A 26,318-nucleotide genomic window follows, 5' to 3' on the forward strand; every position below is an offset into this window, starting at 1 on the left:
CCTTGCCCATCAAGCCGGGAGGAAGGGAACGGACAAACGCGAGGACGACCCATGAAAGGCCCCTTGAACAAATTGGTCACACTGCTGGCGATCGCCGTGTTCATCGCGGCACTCGCCGCCAGTTCGTGGGCACAGAGCACGCTTAAGATCGTGCCGGAGAGCCTCACGGCGCTCTCCGGGCAACCCTGCTCGCTCAACGTTGTGGTTGATAACGCGCAGAACCTCGGCGCGTTCCAGTTTGACCTCCTTTACGCCTCGGACGTGGTACACGCCACTTCAGCAACGGTGGGATCCTTTCTCGGCAGCACCGGTAGGACGGTGATCCCCGTGGGCCCCCAGATCGACAATGCCAGCCAGCCTGGAAGACTGACCTTTGGGGCTGCCACCTTTGGGGTAAATCAGGGGCCGGACGGAACAGGAGTCCTCGCTACCGTAGTCTTTGCCCCCCAAGCGATAGGACAGACGGCGTTGCTGCTGGAGAACGTGCAACTGGCCGACATCTACGGTCGCGTCCTGTCCATCGCCACCGTGGTTGGCGGCCGCATCATCGTCGGCTCGCCATGCCTGGTGACCACTACTGCCGACTCCGGCATCGGCTCGCTTCGCTTCGCCCTTGCCTATGCCAATGCGCATCCGGGACCGGACACGGTCCGCTTCGCTATCCCGCCCACCGACCCGGGCTGCGATAGCACTGGCGTCTGCACCATCTACCTGAGGCAAAGCCTTCAGCTCTCCGACAGCGGCACCGTCATCGACGGCTACACCCAACCCGGCGCTTTTCCGAACAGCAACCCCTTTGGTCAGCCGATCAACGCGTCGCTGAAGGTGGTAGTGGACGGGGCTCTTTCGGAAACCTCGGGCATCCTCATTTTCGGTGCCAACAACCTGGTCCGCGGCTTGGTCCTCTCGCGACTTGACCGCGGCATAGAATTCCTTGGCGAAGCTGCCCGCGGCAATCGCATCGAAGGTAACTTCATCGGCACGGACGCCACAGGCAGCCTGGCGCGGCGCAATCGCACCGCAGGAGTCTCCATCGGCACTTATGCGAGCATGAACATCATCGGCGGAGCCTCACCGGCGGCGCGCAACCTCATTTCCGGCAACTCCTGGGCGGTGGCAATCGGCCTATCGGGGCAAAACGTGATCCAAGGCAACTACACCGGCACCGATGCGACCGGGCTTTCTCCGCTCGGCAACACCATCGGCGTGCGCATCGTCAACGTGTCCCAGCGGAATCTCATCGGCGGCCCCGAGGATGGCCAGCAGAACCTGATCGCCTTCAATCAGACGGGCATCATCATCGACGGCTCGTACGGGGAGGCGTACTATAACACCATCTCTCGTAACCTCATCCACGGCAACGCAGTAAAGGGAATCTCATTGCAAAGTGGCGGAAATCAGCAACTCCCGGCGCCGGTGATTACGTCTGTGTCTCCCACGCAGGCATCGGGCACGTGCGTGTCTCTGGCGACGGTTGAGGTCTTTTCTGATGCCGATGGCCAGGGCGCCGTCTTCGAGGGCACCACCGTAGCAGATGGGGCAGGCAATTGGGTACTGAGCAAGCCTGGGGGATTTGTGGGCCCGTATCTCACCGCCACGGCCACCGATCCCAACGGCAACACGTCCGAGTTTTCTGCCCCGGTGGCCACAGGCGTGGGCCCGGCCTGCACAGGTCCCCTGCCCACTTCATTTTTCCTGCATCCTGTGCAGCCAAACCCTTTGCAAACGACGACGTTGATCCGCTATGAGCTCCCGCACCCTGCGCAGGTCGTGCTGGCAATTTACAACGCTGCTGGGCAGCGGGTGCGGACATTGGCCAACCAGTACCAATCGGCCGGGCTTCATTCCCTCTCCTGGGACGGCGCGAACCACAATGCGGAACTCGTGCCCAACGGCATTTACTTCTGCCGCTTCAGAGCTGTTGGCTTTGCGACGACCAGGAAGATAGCCGTGGTGCGCTGAGGTTGGGGGACGGTGCTGGGACCCAGGCAAGCGCAGCGCTACATCGTTTTTTTCGCCGCCAGAGGATTCGCTCATGCGCATGTCCCGCGTGGAAGCAGCGGCACGCCTCGCCCTGGGGTTCAGCGAGGCCTTCAATCGCCATGACCTTGCGTCGATCGCCGAGCTCCTGGATGCGGACTGCGTGCTGGAAACCGCCGGTCCCCCACCTGAGGGGAGTGCCTTTCGCGGAAAAGAGGCGGTTGTTGCTTTCTGGGAGCGCTTTTTTCACCAGAGGCCAGACGTCCGGCTTGCGGTGGAGGAAGTCTCCGGCCTCGGCACTCGCTCCGTGCTGCGCTGGCGAATGCACCCGAGCGGCACCTCGGGCACGGCCTCCTACGTGCGCGGTGTGGACATCTTCACGGTGGCAGGCGGCAGCATCCGCGAGCAGCTTTCGTACGTGAAGGGGGAGGCAGAGTAGCCAGCACACCGGGGAGGCATCGACAAAAAACGCGGCAGAACCTGCATGGTGGCCAACAGCCCGTTTGGCCTGCAGGCGAACTCACAACAGGGAAAGGCAAAGACAATGCAGATCGAGGTGACCAACGGGAAGTACCACTTTCTGGCAAACATGTTAGCCCTGGCCCACTGGGTGCTCATGTCTATCCACCGTGAACCGGGAAGGGCCGTCTACCGCTCTGCCAAGCTGCTGCACAAGGTGTTCAGCTGCGGGAACCCAGAGGGAGAGCGCGAGCTGGCGGCGTACCTTGACCCGACCCAGTTACCCCTGTTGACCATGGGAATGAAAGGGGGTGAGAGATGGCAAGGGTGGATCGAAGACTACGATGAGCATTGCTTCTGGAAGGAGCTGACCTCACGGCTGGCAGAGGAACACCTCGAGCGGGAATATGGGATGGAGGCCCTGCGGGCGCTAGGACTTCAAGAGCACTTTACCCGCTTGATAGAACTCGCTGACAAGTACGCAGAGGAATTCGAAAAGAACGAGCTGAGGAACCTCTACGTGAAAGGCTTTTCGGAAGACGAGATAGACCCATCCTGACACGACCATCAGCGAGTAACGGGTGAGCCAGAGCACGGCCGCGCGCGGGATTTGGCCAACCCGGGATGCAACGACACGGCCCGATGACAAGGCGGAGAGGCGGTCCGCGGCCGATTAGCCGCCAAAGGGATGGCTGAAGGCGACGGATCGCCAGGGGCAGCCGACAGGTTGGCACGGACTTCTGCCAGGAGCGTGTCCGGCCCTCTGGTATTTGCTGAGGCAGCTGGGGGTGGTCCGTTGCCGGGCACGCTCGACATTGTGCCGAGAATGCGGTGTGATTGCTACCGAGCCTGGACAACGGAAACAGGCAGCCTTGTACGCCATAGGGAGGGGAACCATGGAATACAAGAGCGCTGAAGACTTTCTCCAAGCCGCGGACAAATGGATTGCCGCCTACCAGGAGCAGCTTCGAGGCGAGAAGACGGGGGCGGGAGGAGTAAGGACCGGCGGTGGAGGACTGCTCCTGCTCGCCAACGGGCCCCTGCACTGCATGCCTTACCTGCTTGGCATTCTCTACTACTCCATTCGCCTCCTTCGCGACATCCAGCAGACGCGCAAGAAGCTCCAAGGGACGGCACTTGGAACGCTCACCGAGCTCAAGCCGACGAAAAAGGACTCCGACCCCCCAGAGGATCTCAACAAGGCAGCCACCGACCTCCTCGTGGAGCTCGCCAGATCGGGTACGCTGAAGCCCAAGGGCCTCGTCAAGGTGGTCTGGCCACTGTGGCAGAAGTACTTCCCGAAGTGGCCCAGAAGGAGCAAGACTTGCTCCTTTATGTTCTCAAACACGCGTTCGGGAAGGAAGTATTTTCTCTTGCCGGAGAGGCTGACGCTCGTCTGGAGGGCGAAAAGGCGTGAGTCCCAGTGCCTGGGGCGCTTTGCCCTCCCGACCTTGTCCCCAAACCTGGAGGGATTTCGACCCAGGAGGCTTGCTTTGAGGAGCAACGCGACCGACCTCTGCCAGGCGAGTCCTCTGCAGGCTATGCCCGTGCTGACGTCTCCTCCCACGAGGGGCCCGGTGACACTCTCTGCGAAATGGCTTCTCGATCAAGTGGGCCTCGCCCTGCCACCACCAAGGCACGGGGGGCCTTGGCCGCCCCGCAGAGGACTGCAGCGATGAGCAACCTTGTGGTCGCCTCCCTCTGCCTGGTAAGCCTCCAGGTGCACGCTGGCAGTGCCGTTTCGTTGCTGGCTACCGGGACACCTGCCATTGCTCCGCCAGGCGAGCCATGCGCAGAACCGGCTGCTTTTTCTGCCGAACGCCAGCAGGGCCCCGCAAGGGCTTGCTCCCAGTTCACCGATAGCCTGCTCACCCAGGACGGCCACTTTCTGATTTTCTACACCAGAGAAGGCACCGCTGCGGTTTCGCCGACGGACGTCGATGGGGACGGCAGGCCGGATTTCGTGGAGGCCGTCGCGGGCGCGTTCGAGCGCAGCTACAGAGTGGAGGTCGAAGAGCTCGGTTTTCTGCCACCGCCGAACATGGCCGCTTGGAGCCAGCCGTACCGAGTCTACATGCGCGAGCTCGGCACAACCAGGGGCATCACCGTGGAAAAAGGGCGCGACCCCAACGCGCCAGTACAGCATCGTCTTGCCAGCCATATCGAGGTGGATAACGACTTTGTGAGCCCCCAGGAGCATCTATCCCCGGAGGCTGCCCTCCGCGCGACTGCTGCCCACGAGTTCTTTCATGCCATTCAGCTCGGCTACGTCTCCCGCCTCATCACCGTGGATGGCTTCTTTGCCGAACTCAGCGCCATTTGGATGGAAGAGCAGGTCTTTCCAGGCATTGAGGACTACCGGCACTACCTGGGCAGCTTTTTCTCTGCGCCGGACATTCCGCTGAACGCCGTCTCGCTGACTGTGCCGCGCATCATCAACCACATGTACGGCGCCTCGGTGTTTGCCTTCTATCTGGCCGAGCGCTTTGGCCGCCAGGTGATCCGCCAAGTGTGGGAGCAGATGGTCAACGAACCAGCCTTGGAGGCCATCCATCAGGTGTGCGGCGCCCATGGCAGCAGCTTCGAGGAAGAGTTCACCCGCTTCTCCCTCTGGAACTACTTCACCGGCAGCAGGCATCAGCCGGGGTACGGCTATTGGGAGGCCGCAACTTTTCCGGAAGTGGCCACCGCAAAGGACACCGCCGTCGGCGTCTATGCGACGCGAGCCGGGCAGACCTACTGGCTGACGGCGACCTATCTGTCGTTCCGGCTCAGCCAATCTGGCACCTACCGTGTCGCTCTGGAGGGAACCGTGCCCTCCCACTGGACATTGGCAGCAGTGGTGGAAGAGCCGGCAGGAGCGCGCATCCATCAAGTCGGCCCCGGACAAAGCATTACCCTCGACATTGCCTCTGCTCCGCAGGCGGTCATGCTGCTCGTCTGCAACGTCGACCGCTCAGTGGAGATGCGCATGCTCTATTTCAAGGAAAAGCCTGAGGAGTACCTCCTCACGGTGCAAAAGCTCGACGGCGACCAAGCACATGATGGGGCGCCGTTCGAGGTGGTCAGCGCCCATCCCAATCCGGCCGCACACGGCGTCACGTTCACCATCCAGCGCCGGGTGATGTTGCCCATGGTCCTGGATGTGGTCGATGTCCTGGGCCGCACAGTGGCGCACCAGGCTTTCCCGGCGCAGCGGAGCGGCATGTTTCAGTTGACGTGGCCGGCAGACCAAGGGCCCATGACTTCCTCAGGCGTCCACTTCTTTCGCTTCTCCTGCCCAAGCCACGTGCAGACGGTGAAGGTGACCTTTCTCCGCCCATAGCGCGAGGGCGATTCTGCCATCTGGGAGCTCGACGACAACTTTTTCCGGGCGGTGCGCTTTGCCAACCCAGGGACCATTCCGGTAGACGTCTACCTTCTGCCGGCCACCTGGACGCGGCACCGCGAGGCACTGGAGGACCTGGTAGCAGAGTTTCCTGCGCTGTGCGGTGGGCATCAACCCGGAGGCGTGGACTATATGACGCCTACGAGGGCACCTACAATGCCGGTCGCCACGTGGACCCTTGGGGATGCGTGTGGGAGAACGTCGCTCCAGGCTTGGAGGTTCTGGTGGTGGGCCACCCGTTGCCGCGCCGCGCAGACGTGCGCACCTTCCAGCCACCACCTCCGGGCGCCGGCCTGCCCCACGGCTTCATGTACATGCGCCTCTACTACCTGCGCGGCTACGAGGAGCTGATGATCGATTTCGCCGAGGAAGCACCGGAACTGCAAATGCTCATCGACAAAGTGCTGGCCTACAACCTCCAGGAATTGGAAGCCCTCATTGCCACCAAGCCGGCCATCTATTACTTCGGCGACGACCTCGGCGACCAGCATCGCCTGCCCATTCACCCGGAAAAATGGATCCGCTACCTCAAGCCCTGCTCCCAGCGCATCTTTGGGCGCTGCCGGGAGGCCGGCGTCATTGTCTACTTCCACACGGACGGCCACATCGTGGAGATCATCGACGCCCTCATCGACTGCGGCATCGACGTATTGAACCCGCAGGTGGGCGCCAATGGCTTGCCCAACATCGCCCGCTTGGCCAAAGGGAAGGTGGCCATTTGCCTTGACCTGGACCGGCAGCGTTTCCCGTTTTGGTCGCCGCGCGACACCGAGCAACACGCGCGCGAGGCGGTGGAGGCCCTCTATCTCCCCGAGGGCGGGCTGCTGCTCCAGGCTTCTATCGGGCCCGAGCTCCCTTTGCCCACGATACGCGCCATCTGCGAGGCATTCGAGAAGTACCGGTTCTACCTCTGAGTCTTCGCTCTCATCGCACAGGGTTCGAAGGAAAGGAAGATGCGGACCTTACTCGTGGTAACTGCCATGCTCTTCTGCTGCAATTCTGCACCGCGACCTCCTGCGCCCTCCGGCCCGATCCCCAGTGCGCGCCAGCTGGCCTGGCACGAGTTGGAGTACTATGCCTTCATCCACTTTGGCATGAACACCTTCACCGACCGGGAATGGGGCGACGGCCAGGAGGACCCGTCGCTGTTTAACCCGGATGCCTTGGACTGCCGCCAATGGGCGCGGGTGTGCAAAGAGGCAGGGATGAAGGGCATCATCATCACGGCCAAGCATCACGACGGCTTTTGCCTGTGGCCCTCGCGCTATACTGAGCACTCCGTCAAGAACAGCCCCTGGCGCGACGGTCATGGCGATGTGCTGGCCGAATTGGCCACCGCCTGCCGGCAATATGGCCTGAAGATGGGCATCTACCTGTCGCCGTGGGACCGCCACGAGCCCAGCTACGGCGATACGCCGCGCTACAATGAATTCTACAAGAACCAGTTGCGCGAAGTGCTCACCGGCTACGGCGAGCTCTTTGAGGTGTGGTTCGACGGGGCATGTGGCGAAGGTCCCCATGGCAGGCGGCAGGTGTACGATTGGCCGGCCTTCTTCGCGGTGGTGAGGGAATGTCAGCCGCAGGCAGTCATCTTTAGCGACGGGGGCCCGGACGTCCGCTGGGTGGGAAACGAGCGCGGATTCGCCGACGTGACCAATTGGTCGCTTCTCCGCCGCGCCGAGGTGTGGCCGGGTTACCCCCGCTACCAGGAGCTCACCAGTGGCCACGCCGACGGCACGCATTGGGTGCCGGCCGAGGCCGATGTTTCCATACGACCGGGCTGGTTCTACCATACCCCCGAAGACGCACGGGTCAAGTCCGTTGCCGAGCTCCTGGAGATTTACTACGCCTCGGTGGGGCGCAATGCAGCGCTGCTTCTCAACGTCCCTGTGGACCGCCACGGGCTCATCCCGCGTGCGGATTCGCTCCGCCTGCTGGAGTTCCGGCGCGCGCTGGAGGCAGAGTTCCCCGAGGACGTGGCACGGCGGGCCCACGCCACGGCGTCTCAGGTGCGTGGCAACCATCGCCGCTTTGCGCCGCAGCGGGCCATCGATGGCGACAACGCCACCTACTGGGCCACCGACGACACCGTCACTGCGGCCTGGCTGGAGCTGGACCTGCGCAGGCCGACCTTGGTGAACCGCCTCGTGCTACAGGAGTACATCGCCTTGGGCCAGAGGGTGGAGGAGTTGCACGTCGAGGCGGAGGTGGACGGCAAATGGCAGAGGGTTGCGGAGGGCACGACCATCGGCTACAAGCGGATTTTGCGCCTGCCTGAGGTGCGTGCTCGCCGGCTTCGTCTGTGCATCACCAAGGCCAGGGCCTGCCCGACCATTGCCACCTTTGCACTCTATCGCGCGGGGAGGCCTTAGGGACTGGGTAGTTGTGGGGCGATAATCCTTCACGACGGACGGCGCGCCCTGGTGCGAGGTGGAGCCGGAAACATACGCCGGGTCCAGGCCGACGAACTCCTCTACGAGTATGGAGGAGGGGGCCTCCGTCCCCGACCTCGGTTCACCGCCTGGGTAACAGGCCAAGACCAGCCCCGACGCGGCCGCCAGCGGAGGACGAACAGTGCTCCCACGTCTGGCAGCCCCTTGAGTGCATTCAGCCCTGGCCAGTGAGCCAAGGCGAGCAGCACTATTCTTCGAACGTCGCCCGAACATGAGGATGCTGCAGCGGTGCAGATTTACCCGTCGGTCGGGTGTTTTGGAGAGGGGCCGAACAGGCGCGAACTCCAGGGAACGACACCGAACAGTTGCTTCCCCGTTCTCGCTCGTCGCGAACGGGCCCTCTGCAAGGAGGTTCATCGCTTGCGGCCGGCAAGCGGGATAGGCACAGGCTTCGGCTGATCTAATGGAGCTTCGCAAGGACAATGGCTGGCGCCAGTGTGGGGGTGGGCCTTCGCAGTCACGAAAGACAGGGAACGGTCCAGAGGGGAGACGGGCAAATTGCTCCGCTCCCCAGATGCCTCTCTACGCACGCACGAGGTCGATATCTTCCAATGCGATCCTTCGGAGAATGTTTGGGGCGCCGAATCGCTTGGCTGCATCCATAATATCGGTGCCAGCCGGGCGGGTTTCCTGGTCGTACTCTGAGGCAATGCCCTCAGCCAGGTGCCCTGTGGAGACAACAGCTTCCAGACACTGGATACACGACGCGCCCACTTCTGGGTCATTGCCAACCCGCAGGGCCACCTCCTCACCAGCGTAGTAGGTGTGCAACGTGACCGGGACGGTGTCGCTCTCCTCTCCCACAAAGGCTGGTTGCACCTGCCTCCTGGCGTACATTCTGCCGTGCTATGAGGCGCCGAAAGGAAAAGTCATCTGGCACTCATGCTTGCCGAGTGTAGCCGGAAGCCACGAGGCAGAGCGGATGGCCTGCACGATTTCCTCCCCGGTGGCCCCCAACGCTGCATCTGCTGGCGCGCGTGCCCGGACAGACGAATCGGCTTCACCGGTGGAACAGGCATGCCTAATCCTCGTCGACCCCCTCTCCCGCTTCCACGCTCTGCTCTCCTTTCGGCTCCTGCAAGCCAGCGCGGATTTCTTGCAGCTCGGCGGGTGCGAGGCTCCAAGGTTGCGCCGCTATCTCATCCATCTTGCCTTCACTGCCGGCTAGGCGCCACTGCGTTGCCGGCACTCACCGAGCTCTTCCCTGTCACTTCTCTGGTGCCGAGGCGCGTCTCTCAAGCGCGTCGCCGATGGGCCTCAGGGGGCCATGCGTGGGAAGGCTCTCGCTCCCTTCTCACCCCCGCCTCAGCAACTGCATCACCAGCCCGCTGCAGAGCGGCACCACCAGATTGTCGTTGAGCCCCAAAGGCACCAGCTCGCCGGCGGTGGCCACAAGCGCCCCGGCCAGCAAAAGCCAAGGGCTAAGAGGGAGCACCTCGGCCATGAACAGGCCCGCCACCAGGCATACCGCCAGACAGGCCAGCGTCCCCTCCACCGTCTTGCCCAGCAGCGGGGTTCTCCCCCATTGCAGGCCAAACAGTTTGGCGAACACATCACCGAACACGACAAAAACGATCGCGGCCAGGGCTACCGGGGGCGCAAAGAGCAAGATGGAAAGAAAGCAGGCCGCCAAGAAGGCGGTGATGCGCGACAGGTGGTATCCCCCAAGAAACGCCGGGTGCACCAGGTAGGAATTGCGGTGCGTCGACGCCGCGGGCGCCTCGCGGTGCGCGCGGAGCAGGTCCGCCACCACCGAAATCGCCAAGACCGCACCGGTCAAGAGCAGCGCGCTCTGCTGCCCAAAGCTGAGATTCACCAGCGGAAAGGCGAGCGCCCCAGGACGCAACAACACCCGCCACCACTCGACCCTCTCCCTGAGCTCAGGTCGCAGCCGCACCACCTTCTTAACCACGATGTTGTAGACATTGACGAAAAGGACGTGGGCCACCACCAGGTTGAAGAAGGCCAGCTCCCAGCACCACGAGGCGTGGGTATCGACCATCAGCAGGAGGAGCGGCAGGACCACCACCCCCACCATTTCGCCGCGCCGGGAGATGAAGGCAAACACCGCCACCCAGCCGGCCAGCACAGCCATGTGCCACCACGCCAACCAGCCGCGCACTATGGCCGTCCCCAGCAGGAAGAGCATGAGCCCCACGGCAGTCGCCACCCCCTGTCCACCGCGGAATCCTAAGTAGAACGGAAACACGTGCCCTATCACCGCAGCGTAGCCGGCCAAATACGCCTGCGCCGGGGCACCGCCCAGCGCAAGGGTCAGCCACATCGCCGCCAAGCCTTTACCCGTGTCGAACAGCGCAGTGACCGCGCTGGGCAAGGGGCCAAGCACGGCGAAGGTGTTCACCGTTCCTGCGTTGCCGTCGCCGTGCTCTCGGATGTCTATGCCGCGCAGCAAACGGCCCAAGAAGTAGCTGGGCGACACGGAACCCAGGAGATAGCCGCCCACGCCGCACATTGCGGTTAGCCACATGGCCTTAGCACCTCCGCTTGTTTATTCTCTGCTAACTCGAACCCCTGCCGCAGCGCAGATGACCTCACGTGCGGAGGAGGCGAACCTCACGAGGCAAAGTCGATCTGCAGAGCATAGTCGCGGAACGGGCCAAGGGCCGCCGGCCGCTCGATGTAGTAGTACTGGAAGACGTTGTTGATGAAAAAGCTCACCTTGAAACTGCCCACCTTGATCCCGAAGCGCAGGTCGGTCACGTACGTGGCAGGCGTCACATCCAGGTCCTTGATGGCGAGCTGCTGCAGCTTGTCCACCCGCTCGATACGGCTCACATAGCGAAAATCCGCTCCTGCCGAAGCCCTCCCGTAGTGAAGGTCCGAGCTGAGCGTGAGCATGTGGCGGGGCCGGTACTTGAGGACCTTGCCATAGTCCGCAGTTGGCGAGCCGTCGGGGTTCTTGGAGAGGTCCGCGCTGTGCACGTAGCAATAGCCGAGGTTGGTCGTCAGCGCATCCCTGATGAGTTCCAGCTTGAGGGCGCTCTCCAGGCCGCGGATCCGCGCCCGCGTCACGTTGACGAACTTCACCTCGGGCAGAAACATCCCGTTGTACTTCACCAGTCCTGGCTGCGGCCGCGCCTCGATCAAGTTCCAGAAGTCCGAGTGGTACGCCACCACGTCCAGGTTGATGCAGCCCAGCATCGTGTGGTTCAGTCCCAGCTCGGCGCTCAAGCTGCGCTCCGGGAGCAAGTCCGGGTTTGGCGAGACCTTCACCTGGTTGGCAAAGGTGGAGACGTATCTTTCTGCGGTCGAAGGGGCGCGGAACCCTTTGGCCACGGAAGTGCGAATCACGGTCAGCGGCGAGACGGTATAGGTCAGGCCCACCTTGGGATTGAGCTCGCCAACGCGGGTAGAATCGTTGTAGACCTGAGCATCGTAGCGCGCGCCGATCGTGGCCAGCAGTTTCTGCCAGGGCCGGTATTCGTTCTGCAAATAGGCGGCGTACTTTAAAGCCGAAGGAGTCCCGTATTGGATGGCGTCCACCACATCGCGCTGGCCGTCGATGCCCGCCACCAGAATGGTCTGCGGGCTGTACTGGTAGTTGACCTGCACTTCGCCCCCCATGCTCGTCGCCGACGAGCGCCGATACACCCCAGCCTGGTACGGTAGGTTCGGCTTGTAGACTTCCAAGTTGTCCTGGCTGGAAGTGGACAAAAAGCGGCCCTTCACCGCATAGGCGACCTTGCGCCCCAGCGTGTGCCGCAGCGAGGGGTAGAGATAAGTCTCCCTCATCTGCGAGCGAGTGGCAGTGCCGTCTGGATCGCCACCGTTGCGGGTGGCGTAGTAGTAGCTCTTCCAAAACAGGAACGCGCCGGTGCGCTTCTTCGAGTAGCCGGCCAGCACTTCAACTCTCATGTCAGGCTTTGGCCGCGCAATGAACTTGCCCATGAAGTTGTACGTCTTGTTATCGTCGTTTTCCCGGAACCCCGTGTTGTTCCGCCAGGACGAGGAAAGCCACGCGCCGATGCCCTGGAAGTTGGTGGTGTAGCTCAGGGTAGTGCCCTCAAAGTGGCGCCGCTCGTTTGTCCAGATCCAAGACTCGCGGTTCGGCCGGTCGTAGAATCCCGTGTAGGTGCGGGCAAAGAAGCGCGAGCCTCCCTCTGGCTCCTTGAGCACCACGTTGACCACACCACCCAGTGCCGAAGAGCCGTACAGGGCCGAACCCGCTCCCTTCATCACCTCCACCTGCTGCACCTGCGTGGGCACGACCGCGTCCCAGTCCACGTCGCTATCGTCGCCACGGATGAAGGGCACCCCATCCAGAAGCACAAGCACCCTGGTGCCGATGCCCGAGGAGTAGCCGCTGGCGCCGCGAATGTTGATGTTGCTGCCCATGGTGGTCACGCCGGGCACGTACTTGAGCGCCTGATTCACCTCCATCGGGCTGCGCCGGGCAATATCCTCGGCCTGGAGCACTGCCATGGACGCAGGCACATCGCGCAGCGCCTGCTGGTACCTGCTGGCGGTGACCACCAGGCCTCCTAACTCGATCACCGTCTGTTCTAAGGAGACGTTGACCTCCGTGGGCATTCCCGGCAACACCCGCACTTCCAAGGTCACCTCCCTGTAGCCCATGCAGGAAATGACCACCGTGTACCATCCCGGGGCAATCTTGGGAATGATGAACCGCCCCTTCGCGTCGGTGGCGGCCCCCAGGATGGTGCCCGTGACGATAACATTAGCCCCCTCAATGGGCCGGCCCGAGCCCGCCTCCACCACACTGCCGCGCACGCTGCCCGCATCGCCCGCCATCCCAAAGAGCGGTGTGGCCACCGAGGCGAAGAGCAGGGCCAGTGCAGTGACACGTAGTATCATGGCAAGGCCTCCAAGACACTTACACTGCCCGGATGCACGCCGCACGCTGCTAGCAACTCTGGCTCATTTCGAGAAGTAGAGCATGAAGTAGATGGCAATGCTGGTGCCCATGAAAGGCAGCGCCGAGGGCAACGTCACCAACTTGAGTTGGTTGGCCGTGGCCGTGTAGCCCAGGGTATCCAGGCGGAAGTTGGTATGGCCAAAGTCAAAGATGAGAGCATTGGGGAGTTGCCTGCCCACCACGCCGTTCTTCACCAAAGTGTCGCCGCCGGTGTAGAGCATCGGCGTAAGCGAATCGGGCTTGGTGCCAAACCAGACCGTGGCCTGCACACCCAAGGTGCAGGCGGCGCTGTAGCTGTTGTCCTGGCCAATGGTGAGCCTACCGCGCAGCTTCTCCTCATGGGTAAAGGCGTACACGCCAAAGCTGTGCATCAAGGCCAGGAGCGAGGAGTCCACCAGATGGATAGTTGCCGAGTCCGCTCGCCACTGGCCCACGGGGTCCCCGCCGAGCATCTTGACCGGAAACTCCAACTTGGGCTCAGGCTTGGTGGGTTCACCCTTGTCGCAGGCGACGTAAAGCCCGGCACAGAGTGCAACCACCCCAAAGAACACGACAACAGGCGTAGCTTTGCGCATAGCTCTCCTCCACTTGGTTGATGTTGCCCCGCCCGTCATCCACTCCGACCCCTTATCGCTCCGCGGCCCGCTTGCCATACGGGGAGAGCGGGCCACGCACACTCTTTCACCTTAAAGTATAACGAACTCGGCTGATTTTGTCAAGCTATTTCTTGCCTCAAGGGCCAGGGGCGACAGTCCTACCGTAAAGAGGTGGCAGCGTGCTGTGGCCCGCCTCGACGGCGCGGAGGAGTTTCTCTGGAAGGCCCCTCGCCGCAAATTACCCCCGGCATCGTGCTGGGAAGACGGTGGACTGCTGAAGTGTCGCTGCGGCAGGTGAGGAGAGCCGGGGTTGCCTCCTTGGGCGCGTCGAGCTCGGCGGTGTGGCGCGAAAAAATTTTCCTGCAAACAAAAATTCCTCTTGACTTTTCGCCAGGAGGACTGTATATTTATGGTGCACAAATGTACACCACGAGAGGATTTCAGGGGAAAGGCATGGACGAATTGACGCCGAAACAAGCTCTGGTGCTGAGCCTTATCACCCGGCGGGTCAACGAGGGCGCCCCTCCGACGCTGCAGGAGCTGGCCGACGAGCTGGGCGTGACTTCCAAGACCGCGGTCACCAAGCACCTGGATGCGTTGGTCAAGAAGGGCTACATCTCCCGCTCCAGTCTGGCCCGGGGCATCAGGCTGCTCAGGTCGCGCGCCGAGCAGACCCGCGACCGCGAGGTGCGCGTGCCCCTGTTGGGGACCATTACCGCAGGCCGCCCGGTACTGGCACAGCAAAACGTCGAAGATTATCTCCACCTGCCAGGCACGTTTCTGCGCTCCAAAGGGGCGCATTTTGCGCTGCGCGTGCGCGGCGATAGCATGAAGGACGCCGGGATCCTGGACGGCGACATCGTCATCGTCAAATCCACAAAAGAGGCGGATAACGGCGACGTCGTGGCCGCCCTCATCGGCGAGGAAGTGACCATCAAGCGGCTGGTCATCAAGGGCGCAAAGCGCTACCTGAAGGCGGAGAACCCGGCGTTTAGTGACATCTATCCTGAGGAAGCATGGAGCATTCAGGGAAAAGTAGTGGGGCTCATCCGCCATTTTGGCTAAGAGCCGCAAGAAGAGAGGTTCTGGTGACCTGCTGAAAGTTATGCAGGGCGTCTCTTTTTTTGCCCGATAAGGTGAACTAATGTACACCATATGCAACCGCGTGCCATCATATACGCCGACGCCACCGCCTTTCCGGTGCAGGTGGAGCGCTTGCGCCACCCGCGGCTCCGGGGCTATCCGGTAGTCATCGCGCCGCCTGGGGCACGGGCGCAGGTGCTGGCGCTGTCGTTCGAAGCCCGCCAGGCCGGCCTGCGCAAAGGGATGCGCCTGAAGGATGCGCTGAAGCAGTGCCGGGATGTGGTCGTGCTGCCCCCGGACGAGCGCATCTACGCCCGGGCCACGCAGGCGATGAACAAGGTCCTCAGCTCCCTGTCGCCCGTGTTCGAGCCCGAGCGCTACGGCCACACCTACCTGGACATCACCAGCACGCAGCGCCTCTTCGGCGGGGCAACCGACACCGCCTGGCGCGCCCAAAAAGAGCTCAAGAGCCGCCTGCAGTTGGAGGTAGCGGTGGGACTGGCCAGCAACAAAATGGTCAGCAAGTTTGCGGCTGCGGTCATCAAGCCGAGCGGCCTGCGCCGGGTCCCGCAAGGGGAGGAGGGCAAGTTTATCGCTCCCTTCCTCGTGGGCCTGCTGCCGGCGGTGACCAAGCCCATCCAGGAGCACCTGTTGGACTTGAACATTCGGCTCGTGCGGCACCTGCAGCAACTCTCCCTGCCGCAACTGGCGGTCGCCTTTGGCCAGGATGCGGTAGCTCTGTATCAGAACGCGCGCGGTGTTGACCCTCGTCCGGTGCAGCCGCCGGATCAGGCGCCGCGAGTTTGCGTCAGTCGCACGCTCCCGGAGGAGAGCAACGACCTGGAGGTGCTGCGTGCGGCGTTGTTTGTCCTGTTGGAAAAGGCAGCGCGCAGCTTGCGCACCAGCCGCCTCTTCGCCCACGCGGCCCGTATCCACATCTTTTATGCCGACTATCGCGAGGCGGCGGGCCAATGTCGCCTGCCGGTGCCTTCCAACATGGAGATCGAGCTCTATCCGGCAGTGGCGGCCCTTTTGGAAACAATTCTCGCCCGCCGCACGCGTGTGCGGGCCCTCTCGCTTGTGCTGTTTGACCTAAAATCGCAGCCACGCCAGCTGCCTCTTTTTGCGGAAAGTTCCACGACCAAGAGCGCAGCGCTGACCCAGGCGATCGATCGTATCCGCACCCGTTTCGGCGAGGAGGCCATTCGCTTTGCCCGGAGCATGGTCTGCCCATGAACTTTGTCCATCTACACACCCACTCGCACTACTCCTTTCTGGAGGGCGCAGACAGCATCGAGGCCCTGTGTGCCGCTGCTGCCCGGCATGAGATGCCTGCGCTAGCGCTCACCGACACCAATGGCCTGTACGGCTTGATCTGGTTTGTGCGGGAGGCGCAGGAGTGCGGAGTGCAACCCATCGTGGGCGCGGAGGTCGTTACGGACCAGGCGCGGGCCGTGCTGCTGGTGAAAAGTGCCCAAGGCTACCGCCGGCTCTGCCACATCCTCTCGGCTCGCCATTTGCGCGAGGACTTTTCCTTAGCCGAGGAGCTGATTCAGGACCGCCAGGGGCTTGTCGTCATCAGCCACGCGCTCCCCCTGCTGGAGGCAGTGGTGCGCCAGAGTGGTGCCGCCGACGTCTACGTGGAGTTAGCGCCCGGTTCTGTGCAGGCCCCGCTGCTCGCGTGTGCCGCGCGCCATCGCCTGCCACCGGTGGCCACCAACGACGTTCATTTTGTGGAACCCCAGGGGTACGGCATTCATCGGCTGCTGCGGGCCATCGACCTCAACACCACGCTCTCCCGTCTGCCGCCGGTGGTGTGCGCTCATCCGCAGAGTTGGTTCAAGAGCCCTGCGCAGATGGCGGCGCTTTTCCCCCATTGTCCAGAGGCCCTTGCCAACACCTGGCGCATCGCCGAGCAGTGCACCTTCGTGCCGGAGCATACTGGCTGCATCTTCCCCAATCCCAATGGCGCAGCCGGCTACCAACGCCTGCGGGAGTTGAGCTATCAGGGCGCTCTGTGGCGTTATGGGGCAATCACCCCGCCGGTGCGGGAGCGCCTGGAGCACGAGTTGGCGATCATCCAGCAGAAGGGGTTTGCGGACTATTTTCTCGTCGTGTACGATATCGTCCGCCAGTCGCCGCGCACCTGCGGGCGAGGCTCTGCAGCGGCCAGCTTGGTGGCCTACTGTCTGGGCATTACCCACGTGGACCCCCTGCGGCACAATCTGTTTTTTGAGCGCTTTCTCAACGCCGGGCGAAAAGACCCGCCGGACATCGACGTGGATTTTGCCTGGGACGAGCGCGACGAGGTGCTGGACTATGTGTTGCGCACCTATGGCGAGGCGCGCGCCGCCATGGTGGCCAACCACGTCTGCTTCAAAGCACGGGCTGCCCTGCACGAAATCGCCAAGGTCTACGGCCTCACCGAGGAGGAAATCACCAGGGTCACCAAGAGGTTCTCCCGCCTCTGGTTCGCCGGCGATTTTGTCGAGCTCATGGGCTCCCATCCGCTCTTTCGCGGCCAGGAGCTCCCCCCACCGTGGCCAGAGATTATCGCGCTGGCCAAGCGACTGCATGGCGTGCCTAAGCAGCTCTCCGTGCACTGCGGTGGGGTGGTCATCGTCCCGGATTGCATCGACAACTATGTGCCACGCCAACGTGCCGCCAAAGGGGTCACCATCATCCAGTGGGAGAAGGATCAGACCGAAGAGGCGGGCCTGGTCAAAATCGACCTTCTCGGCAACCGCTCCTTAGCAGTCATCCGCGATGCCTTGCAGGCGATCCGCACCAACCATGGCGTGGAAATCACTTACCAGGACTGGAACCCCATCGACGACCCCAAGACGCAGGAGTTGATCAGAAACGGCGACACCGTGGGCGTCTTTTACGTGGAATCGCCTGCCATGCGCCAGCTGCAGAAAAAGGCACAGACCGGCGACTTTGAACACCTGGTGATTCATTCCAGCATCATCCGGCCGGCAGCCAATCTCTTTATCCAGGCCTATTTGGCGCGTCTCAAAGGGGCCCCCTACACGCCCCTCCATCCTTTGCTGGCCGACATCCTCAAGGAGACCTACGGCATCATGGTCTACCAGGAAGACGTTGCCAAGACCGCCATGGCTCTGGCCGACTTTGACCCGGCCGAGGCAGACGAGTTGCGCAAGATTTTGTCCAAGAAGCATCGCCACAAGCGCCTGGCGGACCTGAAGGCCAAGTTCTACCGCGGTGCTTTGGCCAAGGGTGTCGCACGGCAGACCATCGATGCAATCTGGCAGATGATTATGAGCTTCGAGGGCTACTCCTTCTGCAAGCCCCACAGTGCCAGCTACGCGCTGGTGTCGTTCAAATCGGCCTACCTGCGCGCGCACTACCCGGCGGAGTTTATGGCCGCGGTCATTTCCAACCAGGGAGGCTACTACTCCACCTTCGCCTATCTTTCGGAAGCGCGGCGCATGGGGCTGAAGGTGCTGCTGCCGGACGTCAACCGCAGCGAACGCCACTACACCGGCAGGGGGCGAGAGTTGCGCGTCGGCCTGCTGCAGATTAAAGGCCTGTCCGAGGCAAGCATCGCGGCCATTTTGGCAGCGCGCGCCCACGGGCCATTCCGCTCGTTCGACGACTTTCTGCAGCGCGTGCGCATCGACCCGGCGCAGGTGCGCCTGCTCATTAAAGCCGGAGCATTCGACTGCGTGGAGCCGCACGCCTCGCGCCCCGAGCTCATGTGGCACCTGCAGTACTGGGCTGCCAAAAGGCACCGCAGTGCCGCACCGGTGCTCTCTCTGTTCCCGGACGAACCCCTTGACTTCCCCGACATCCCGGACTATGACGAGCGCACCGTCCTGCGTCACGAAATGGAGATATTGGGGTTCCTCATCAGTCGCCACCCACTGACCCTGTACCAGGAACGCCTCAAAGGGCTGGACTATGTGCCGGCCAAAAAGCTCCCCCGTTACGCCGGGCGCACGGTGACGACTATCGGCTGGTGGGTGACCGGCAAGGTGGTCTCCACCAAGCGCGACGAACCGATGGAGTTTATGAGTTTTGAGGACATTACCGCGCTCTATGAGACGGTCTTTTTCCCCCAGGCCTACGCCAAGTTCGCGCGGATGATCAGCGACACGCGGCCGTACGTGCTGCGCGGGCGCGTCCAGGAGGAATACGGGGCAGTGACCCTCAACGTGTTCGACGTCCGCTTTCTGTGAGATTCCTGTTGATTAATTGCCAGGAATTTTGCATCTTGTCATAGCCCAGCTCTGGGAGGGAAGCCCAGGGCCCCAAGCTGGCAGACAACGACGCGGCGCGCCATGGACATTGTCGACAAACTACGCTGGATCGACTCCATAAGCCTCTCCACGCCACCAACCCAGACGAAGCTCGGTGGCAGGGACATTGAGGCTCATTTTCCCGGACAGCTCCAGCACACGCCGGTGGGGAGCTGCTTCACTACCACCTTCCGACAACAGCTCGCGGTGGCCGATGTCCTGGCCCGCTCATCCGGACTGCTCCATCTGGTTGGCAAAGACGAGTCCTTGCAGACCCTCGACCTGCGTTGTGCGGCCTTTGTGGACTGCGAGACCACCGGGCTGGCCGGCGGTTCCGGCACCTACTGCTTCCTGGTTGGCATCGGCACCCTCGTGCAGGGCGACGTGGTCATAAAACAGTTCTTCCTGCGCAACTTCAGCGAGGAGCCTGCCCTGCTTCATGCCGTGCGCGAGGAGCTCAGTGGCTGCCAAGGCCTGGTGACTTACAACGGCAAGGCCTACGACTACCCCCTCCTGCTCACGCGTTTTGCCCTGCGGCGCATGCCCGCGCCACAGCCCTTGCTGCACCTCGACTTGCTGCACGCGGCCCGCCGCCTGTGGCGCGACCGCATCGAGGCGATGACGCTGAACGCTATGGAAACGCAACTCCTGGGCATCAGGCGGGCGCAGGACATCCCAGGCCATCTCATCCCCAGCCTCTACTTCGCCTATCTCCGCTCCCGGGACGCCGCGCAGATGCCGTTGGTCTTCGAGCACAATCGCCAGGATATCCTCTCCCTCATGCACCTTGCTGCAAGACTGCTCCAGCTGCATGCGCAGCCGGACGCCTTCGCCAGGCAAGGCGACGACCTATTCGCCCTGGGCCGCGTGTACGAGGACTTGCGCCTGTTCCAACGCAGCGCTGCGCTCTACGAACTTGCCCGCGCCAAGGGCCTGGACGCACGAGCCTCCACCCCGGCTTTGCTGCGCCTCAGCCTTTGTTACAAACGCCTCGGCCATTGGGACCGAGCCATTGCCCTCTGGGAGGAGATGGCCGCACAAGGAGCCGCTGGCGTGTTCCCCTACGTGGAGCTGGCCAAATACTACGAGCACCGCGCCCGCCAGTACCAGCGGGCCATGGAACTGGTCGATCGTGCCCTGCACGCTTTAGAGGTGGAGGAGTCCTGCGGCGCCAGGTGGCACGCGGAAGAGCAGCGCGCCCAGCTTCTGCACCGGCGCCGGCGCCTGCTTGCCAAGATGAGGAACGCATCAATTGGACAAAACTCCCCCCTCGAGGACAGCCGCCGATGACCGTCGCTCAGATCTTGGACAGGCTGCAGCAGACCCCGGAGTTTCGGGACAACGTCACCCACTGGCAGCTTCTGCCGGCGCGGCCTGCACAGTACGTGGACTTTCCGGCGCATTTGAACCAACGGCTGGTGGCGGCGGTCAAGGAAATGGGCATCCGCCAACTTTACAGCCACCAAGGGGCGGCCCTGCACGCTTTGGCCGCTGGCCGACATGTGGTGGTGGTCACGCCCACTGCCTCGGGCAAGACCCTGTGCTACAACCTGCCGGTGTTGAACACAATCCTCGGCGAGCCGGAGGCGCGCGCCTTGTACCTCTTCCCCACCAAGGCCCTTTCCCAGGACCAAGTGGCCGAGCTGCACGACCTCGTCACTCTGCTGGGACAGGACATCAAGACCTTCACCTTTGACGGCGACACCCCCTCTTCGGCGCGGCAGGCCATCCGCACCTCGGGACACATCGTCGTCACCAATCCCGACATGCTTCACCAGGGCATCCTGCCCCACCACACCAAGTGGCTGCGCCTGTTCGAAAATCTGCGCTACGTGGTCATTGACGAAATTCACAACTACCGGGGCGTCTTTGGCAGCCATTTGGCCAACGTCGTGCGCCGCCTGAAGCGCGTCTGCCGCTTCTACGGCTCCAACCCGCAGTTCATCTGCTGCTCTGCCACCGTGGCTAATCCCAAAGAGCTTGCCGAGCGGCTGGTGGAAGAGCACGTGGAGCTCATAGACAACAACGGGGCACCGCGCGGCGAGAAGCACTTCATCCTGTACAATCCGCCGGTGGTGAACAGAGAGCTGGGCATTCGCCGCTCATCGGTGCGGGAGGCGCAGAAGATTGCCCGCTACTTCTTAGCCGGCGACGTGCAAACCATCCTCTTTGCGCGCAGCCGTCTGCGCGTAGAAATCCTGCTCAGCTACCTCAAGGAGACCATGCGCCAGTTGCACAAGCCCGAAGACCGCGTGCGCGGCTATCGTGGCGGCTACCTACCCAACGAGCGGCGCGAGATCGAAAGAGGGCTGCGCAGCGGCGAGATACTGGGCGTGGTCAGCACCAATGCCTTAGAATTGGGCATCGACATCGGACAGCTGGATGCCTGCATCATGGCTGGCTACCCGGGGACCATCGCCAGCACCTGGCAACAGGCCGGTCGGGCAGGGCGCCGCCTGGATGCCTCCGTGGCGATCCTGGTTGCCTCCAGCGCGCCGCTCGACCAGTACATCGTCAACCATCCCGAGTACTTCTTCGGACAGCCGCCAGAAGCGGGTATCATCGACCCCAATAACCTCCTGGTCCTCATGAGCCATATCAAATGCGCGGCGTTCGAGCTTCCCTTCGACGAGGGCGAGCGATTTGGCGTGGAGACCACTGGCAAAATCCTCGACTACCTGGAGCAGAACCAAGTGCTGCACCGCAGCGAGGGCAAGTACCACTGGGCCAGCGACATCTATCCGGCCGAAGAGGTGAGCCTGCGCAGTGCTTCGACTGGCAATTTCGTCATCATCGACACCACCGCAAAGGGCAAGGAGCGGGTCATCGGCGAGGTAGACCAATTCAGCGCGCCGATGCTCGTGCACGAGGGGGCCATCTACATGCACGAGAGCAAGCAATACCACGTGGACACCTTGGACTGGCAGCGCCGCAAGGCCTACGTGCATGAAGTGGCCGTTGACCATTACACCGACGCGGAGGAAAAGAGCCATATCCGCGTGCTCGACGTTGAGGCACAAGAGGCGGTGCCTGGGGGAACTAAGGCGCTGGGCGAGGTGAGCGTCACGACCATCCCGACCATCTACAAGAAGATCAAGTTCGGCACGCACGAAAACGTCGGCTGGGGCAAGATCAGCTTGCCGGAACTGGAGCTCCACACCACCGCCTACTGGTGGGAGATCACTCGGGAGCAGTTGGCGCCGCTAGCGCTCAACCAAGCCACCTTGGCGGATGCGCTCAAGGCGGTGGCCAATGTGCTGGCCAACGTGGCACCAGTGTTTGCGCTTTGCGACCCGCGCGACATCCACGCCGTGCCCATGGTGCGCTCGCCATTTTCGGAGCTCCCCACCGTGTACATTTACGAAAGCCATCCCGGCGGTGTGGGCCTGAGCAGGCGCCTCTTTCACCTGCACGCCGACCTGTTAGCGGCTGCCAGGGACCTCATCGCCCGATGTCCCTGCACCAGCGGCTGCCCATCGTGCGTAGGACCGCCGTTGGAAGTTGGGCAAGGAGGAAAGACCGAGGCACTGCGCTTGCTGGACCTGGGGATCGGCCAGTGAGCGGGCCAACCGCTGCGCCTTTGTGCGCAAGGAGCGTCCTATGCCATTCTCTGAGATTGATTACAAGACCTACGTCCACTGGGGCACCAGTACCTGGACCTACGAGGGCTGGAAGGGGATCGTCTACCACAAGGACTACCGCCCCGAGCGTTTCAAGAAAGAGTGCCTGGCCGAATACGCGCGCGACGGCAGGTTCTCGACGGTGGGCATGGACCTGTTCTTCTACCGACCGCCCTCGCCTTTCGAATTGGCCGCCTATGCCCGGCAACTGCCTCCAGGCTTCAAGGCGTGCTCCAAGGTGTGGGAAGAGATCACCGTGAAGCGCTACCCCAACCATCCCCGCTACGGCGACAACAAGGGCAAGGAGAATCCCAACTTCCTCAGCGTCGAGCAGTTCGTCACCAAGGTCCTGGAACCCTATCGCAAGGCCTTTGCCAACTTTGCCGGGCCGTTCATCTTTGAGTTCGGCTACCTGTCGCGGGAGGATATGCCCTCCGTACACGCCTTCGCCGAGCGACTGGACGGCTTCTTTGCGCAGGTACCAAAGGACTTTCAATACAGCGTCGAGATTCGCAATCGCCACTTTCTCGCTCCGGCCTATTTTGCCGTGCTGCGCAAGCACGGGGTGGCGCACGTATTCAACCACTGGAGCTTCATGCCGCCGATCAGCGAGCAGCTTCGCTACGACGCCGTGACTGCGGATTTTATCGTGTGCCGGGTGCTCACGCCCTTGGGCATGCGCTACGAGGAGGCGGTCAAGCGCTTTCAACCGTACGGCAAGATTGTGGACAGGCAGCCGCGCATGCGCCAGGATGTGCTGCGCCTGGCGGCAATGGCCATGGAGCGGAAGGTACCGGCCTACATTCTCATCAATAACCGGGCAGAGGGCTCGGCGCCGCTTACCATCACCGAGTTAGACCAACTCCTGCGGCAGAATCTGCTCTCGTAGATGGACGGCCTCGCTGGGGAGCGAGCCTCGATCATCCGCGCTCTCGCTTTCCCCGCACGGGTGGCGGGACGCCCGTTTCATCGCAAGAAGAAGACCACCCCCACGTGCACGCTGATGTCCTGACCATCGGACTCGGTCGTCACGTTGTCCTGGCGCATGCTGACCATATCGGTGACGCTGTGGTAGCGGACCTCGACGTCCACCCACGGGCCGAGGCCGATGTCGACCATGGCGCCGCCGCCGGCGTTCCACTCCCACTTGGTCTTCGTCTTGGTTTCCGAGTACCCAAAACCCCAGACATCCGTGACGGCGTACAGGTCCTGAAAGACGTAGAGCCCGCCCAGCGCTGCGCCGTAGATACGGAACCGGGCGATGTCCACCGCGAGTTGCGGCCCGAGGGTGAGGCGGAAGGCCTCCTGGCGTGCTGAGCCCGCGTAGTAGTAAAAGTCCCCCACCGGCCGCGAGCTGTAGGAAAGGTAGTCAAAGTCGCCGCGCAGGGCCAGCACCTGCGCCTGTGGCAGCGTGTAGAAGGCCTTTACTCCGATCCCCTCGCCGCTTTTCAGCTCGTCGGCCATTGAGCCGGTGGGCACGGAAACCACCACGCGCGGCCCGACTGCGAACTGCGCCCCAGCCCTGCCGGCCAGTGCAAAACAGATGGCCAGGATGATAAGCAGAACGTTTCTCATTGGCTCTTCCCTTCGTATTCGTACGCGCCACCCCCTCACCCGCTTGCTTCCCGGGGGGCCCGGCATGCGCCGCCTTTATGCGGCGCCACGCCGCCGCAGGCCGCGTAAGAGGCGGCGGAACTGCCACTCCGCCGGACGCCAAGCCTTCTCCTTTGCTTCGAGCGGGGTCCCGGAGTGCATCGCCTTTATGCGATGCAACGCGGCCAAAGGCCGCGTAGGGGGGCGGGTGGGCCCCACCCCGCAATGCATAAAGGCATTGCACTCCCCCAGCCCCTCCTACTCCGGAGAACAATCTCGCCAGTCAACTCTTCCAGGAAAGTTAGGGCCCTCCCCGGAAGGGACATCATACATAATATACATTCACCCCGAGAAAAAGTCAATGTGTTTTTGGCCCTTTGCATGACGCGCGGCGCGGACAGAACATCGCCTGGAATGGCCAACAGCGAGCCTTTGTCCCGTCGCTTCTGCCGCACAATTCCCTTGCCTTCGTCGCGGACAATTCGTATAATGGCGGCACAAGTCGAGCCCCTGTTGGTTTGCGGACGGCGGGCGCGTCTGCATAAATCTGCTTCGAATAGGCGTCACGGGACAAGCAAATTCGGCAGCCGTCGCAAGAACAGAACGCCTGTGCCAAGGATTGAAGAGACCAGGCGGAAAGCAGACGTCATGCGGCAGTCGGCCGCCGGCCTGACTCGCTGCACGGCTCTCTACGATGCCAGCAAGAGAGGAGCGTTCGCCCATCTCAAAGCGCCACGGGCCCGCATGGCAGTTGGGGCAGCGCAGTTCGCTTGTAGAACCACATCTCTGGGATAGGGACAACCGAAGGGGAATTCCCCGCATGAGGACTCGAGGCCGGGCGCGAGGCCAGAACCTCGGCCCGCCGCCGGTAAGCTCCGGCAAGAACAACCTCATCTTGTGAGCCACGTATGGAAGATCCGTACAAGAAGCTGGCGCAGCGTTTAGACCAGATCCCGAACGGCTTCCCGCGCACCGAGAGCGGCGTGGAGCTCCGCCTCTTGGCCAAGCTCTTCACCCCCGAAGAGGCCGCATTGGCAGCGGAGTTAACGCTCCAGCCTGATGAGACGGCAGAGGAGCTCGCCTTGCGCTTGCACCGCGACCGCCATCAACTCCGCCAGATGCTCAAAGAGATGCTGAAGAAGGGGCTGATCGACGCGGAGCCGGGCAAAGGTGGATTCGCCTACAAGCTGCTCCCGTTCGTGGTGGGCATCTACGAGCACCAGAACGCGCAGATCGACGAAGAGTTCGCCCGCCTTTTCGAGGAGTACTACCACCAGGCCTTTCATCGCGTCATGACTGCGCGGCCGTCCGTGCACCGGGTGATTCCCGTGGAGCGGGCCATCCCCTGGCAGGTTGAAGTGCTGCCTTACGAGCGTGCCAGCCACTACATCGAGCAGGCGCGCGCATGGGGTGTGCTGAACTGCATCTGCCGCGTGCAAAAGCGCCTCATCGGGCAAGGGTGCCGACACTCAGTCGAGAACTGCCTCGTGCTTTCGCCGCGCCCTGGTGCATTTGACCATGCCACTGCCATCCGGGCGCTGAGCAAGGAAGAAGCTTTGGCGGTGCTGGCTGCTGCCGAACAGGAAGGGTTTGTCCACTCCACTTCGAACGTGCAGGAAGGGGTGAGCTACATCTGCAACTGCTGCATCTGTTCCTGCGGCGTGCTGCGCGGCATTGCGGAGCTGGGCGCGCTCGGTGCCGTCGCTCCCTCGTCCTATCAGGCGTCTGTGGATTCGACCTTGTGCAGCGCCTGCGGGACCTGCATCGAGCGCTGCCAATTCAGCGCGTTGTCGCTCGACGGTGACTCCTGCACCGTGGAGGTCCACCGCTGTGTGGGTTGTGGCTTGTGTGTGAGCACCTGCCCCACCGGCGCCATTCGCCTGGAACTTCGCGCAACGGCAGAACACCAGCCGCCACCGCGCACAGAGGAAGAGTGGCGGAGCGCCCGCTCAGCTGCGCGGAAGGAGAGCGCGCCGTGAAGGGACCT

General features: G+C 62.7%; 19 protein-coding genes. 14 read left to right on the forward strand and 5 right to left on the reverse strand.

The genetic code is table 11. The features are described from left to right. Positions 1–51 precede the first annotated feature (51 nt). The 6 genes from NUW13_13305 (at position 52) to NUW13_13330 (ending at position 8,199) form a co-directional block, all read left to right on the forward strand. The gene (locus NUW13_13305; GenBank protein ID MCR4439993.1) at positions 52–1,962 is read left to right on the forward strand and encodes a T9SS type A sorting domain-containing protein; all 1,911 of its coding nucleotides are present in this window, start codon (positions 52–54) and stop codon (positions 1,960–1,962) included. A gap of 73 nt (positions 1,963–2,035) precedes the next feature. After that, the gene (locus NUW13_13310; GenBank protein ID MCR4439994.1) at positions 2,036–2,419 is read left to right on the forward strand and encodes a nuclear transport factor 2 family protein; all 384 of its coding nucleotides are present in this window, start codon (positions 2,036–2,038) and stop codon (positions 2,417–2,419) included. 45 nt (positions 2,420–2,464) lie between these two features. Beyond that, positions 2,465–2,998, forward strand: a complete 534-nt coding sequence (locus NUW13_13315; GenBank protein ID MCR4439995.1) for a hypothetical protein — start codon at positions 2,465–2,467, stop codon at positions 2,996–2,998. Between the two features lie 1,116 nt (positions 2,999–4,114). Beyond that, on the forward strand, positions 4,115–5,764 hold the full coding sequence (locus NUW13_13320) for a DUF6055 domain-containing protein (protein MCR4439996.1): 1,650 nt from the start codon (positions 4,115–4,117) through the stop codon (positions 5,762–5,764). Positions 5,765–5,925: 161 nt separating this feature from the next. Then, the gene (locus tag NUW13_13325) at positions 5,926–6,741 is read left to right on the forward strand and encodes a hypothetical protein (GenBank protein MCR4439997.1); all 816 of its coding nucleotides are present in this window, start codon (positions 5,926–5,928) and stop codon (positions 6,739–6,741) included. Positions 6,742–6,780: 39 nt separating this feature from the next. Beyond that, a complete protein-coding gene (locus tag NUW13_13330; GenBank protein ID MCR4439998.1) occupies positions 6,781–8,199 on the forward strand; it encodes an alpha-L-fucosidase in 1,419 nt (472 codons plus the stop codon). Positions 8,200–8,802: 603 nt separating this feature from the next. Here the strand turns inward: NUW13_13330 and NUW13_13335 are convergent. Next, positions 8,803–9,099 (reverse strand): hypothetical protein, encoded by a 297-nt coding sequence (locus NUW13_13335; GenBank protein MCR4439999.1) that lies wholly within the window; start codon positions 9,097–9,099, stop codon positions 8,803–8,805. Between the two features lie 103 nt (positions 9,100–9,202). Here NUW13_13335 and NUW13_13340 point away from each other — a divergent pair, with 103 nt between their 5' ends. Next, on the forward strand, positions 9,203–9,448 hold the full coding sequence (locus NUW13_13340) for a hypothetical protein (protein ID MCR4440000.1): 246 nt from the start codon (positions 9,203–9,205) through the stop codon (positions 9,446–9,448). A gap of 126 nt (positions 9,449–9,574) precedes the next feature. On the opposite strand, the gene NUW13_13345 is transcribed toward NUW13_13340, so the two are convergent. The 3 genes from NUW13_13345 to NUW13_13355 all read right to left on the reverse strand — a co-directional run bounded on the left by NUW13_13345 (position 9,575) and on the right by NUW13_13355 (position 13,752). Continuing rightward, positions 9,575–10,768, reverse strand: coding sequence for a glycerol-3-phosphate acyltransferase (locus tag NUW13_13345; GenBank protein MCR4440001.1), 1,194 nt, complete (start codon positions 10,766–10,768; stop codon positions 9,575–9,577). A gap of 86 nt (positions 10,769–10,854) precedes the next feature. Continuing rightward, positions 10,855–13,116 (reverse strand): TonB-dependent receptor, encoded by a 2,262-nt coding sequence (locus tag NUW13_13350; protein ID MCR4440002.1) that lies wholly within the window; start codon positions 13,114–13,116, stop codon positions 10,855–10,857. 63 nt (positions 13,117–13,179) lie between these two features. Then, positions 13,180–13,752: a hypothetical protein gene (locus tag NUW13_13355; protein MCR4440003.1), complete on the reverse strand. Its 573-nt coding sequence runs from the start codon at positions 13,750–13,752 to the stop codon at positions 13,180–13,182. A gap of 474 nt (positions 13,753–14,226) precedes the next feature. On the opposite strand from NUW13_13355, the gene lexA reads away from it, so the two are divergent. The 6 genes from lexA to NUW13_13385 all read left to right on the forward strand — a co-directional run bounded on the left by lexA (position 14,227) and on the right by NUW13_13385 (position 23,627). Then, positions 14,227–14,838, forward strand: coding sequence for a transcriptional repressor LexA (gene lexA / locus NUW13_13360; protein MCR4440004.1), 612 nt, complete (start codon positions 14,227–14,229; stop codon positions 14,836–14,838). Between the two features lie 90 nt (positions 14,839–14,928). Then, entirely contained in the window at positions 14,929–16,092 is a 1,164-nt protein-coding gene (locus NUW13_13365; protein MCR4440005.1) for a hypothetical protein, read from the forward strand. After that, entirely contained in the window at positions 16,089–19,058 is a 2,970-nt protein-coding gene (locus NUW13_13370; protein MCR4440006.1) for a DNA polymerase III subunit alpha, read from the forward strand. The genes NUW13_13365 and NUW13_13370 overlap by 4 nt, the downstream gene beginning before the upstream one ends. A 102-nt stretch (positions 19,059–19,160) precedes the next feature. Further along, positions 19,161–20,408 carry a ribonuclease H-like domain-containing protein gene (locus NUW13_13375; GenBank protein MCR4440007.1) on the forward strand — a complete coding sequence of 416 codons (1,248 nt, stop codon included), beginning with the start codon at positions 19,161–19,163 and terminating at the stop codon, positions 20,406–20,408. After that, on the forward strand, positions 20,405–22,678 hold the full coding sequence (locus tag NUW13_13380; GenBank protein MCR4440008.1) for a DEAD/DEAH box helicase: 2,274 nt from the start codon (positions 20,405–20,407) through the stop codon (positions 22,676–22,678). The genes NUW13_13375 and NUW13_13380 overlap by 4 nt, the downstream gene beginning before the upstream one ends. 40 nt (positions 22,679–22,718) lie before the next feature. After that, positions 22,719–23,627, forward strand: a complete 909-nt coding sequence (locus NUW13_13385) for a DUF72 domain-containing protein (GenBank protein MCR4440009.1) — start codon at positions 22,719–22,721, stop codon at positions 23,625–23,627. A gap of 77 nt (positions 23,628–23,704) precedes the next feature. Here NUW13_13385 and NUW13_13390 read toward each other — a convergent pair whose 3' ends face one another. Beyond that, complete coding sequence (locus tag NUW13_13390; GenBank protein ID MCR4440010.1) at positions 23,705–24,313, reverse strand: outer membrane beta-barrel protein; 609 nt, start codon at positions 24,311–24,313, stop codon at positions 23,705–23,707. Between the two features lie 926 nt (positions 24,314–25,239). On the opposite strand from NUW13_13390, the gene NUW13_13395 reads away from it, so the two are divergent. Then, a complete protein-coding gene (locus NUW13_13395) occupies positions 25,240–26,310 on the forward strand; it encodes a 4Fe-4S binding protein (GenBank protein MCR4440011.1) in 1,071 nt (356 codons plus the stop codon). Positions 26,311–26,318 lie beyond the last annotated feature (8 nt).

The sequence above is a fragment of the candidate division KSB1 bacterium genome, assembly GCA_024655945.1.
Taxonomy (GTDB): domain Bacteria; phylum Zhuqueibacterota; class Zhuqueibacteria; order JANLFK01; family Oleimicrobiaceae; genus Oleimicrobium.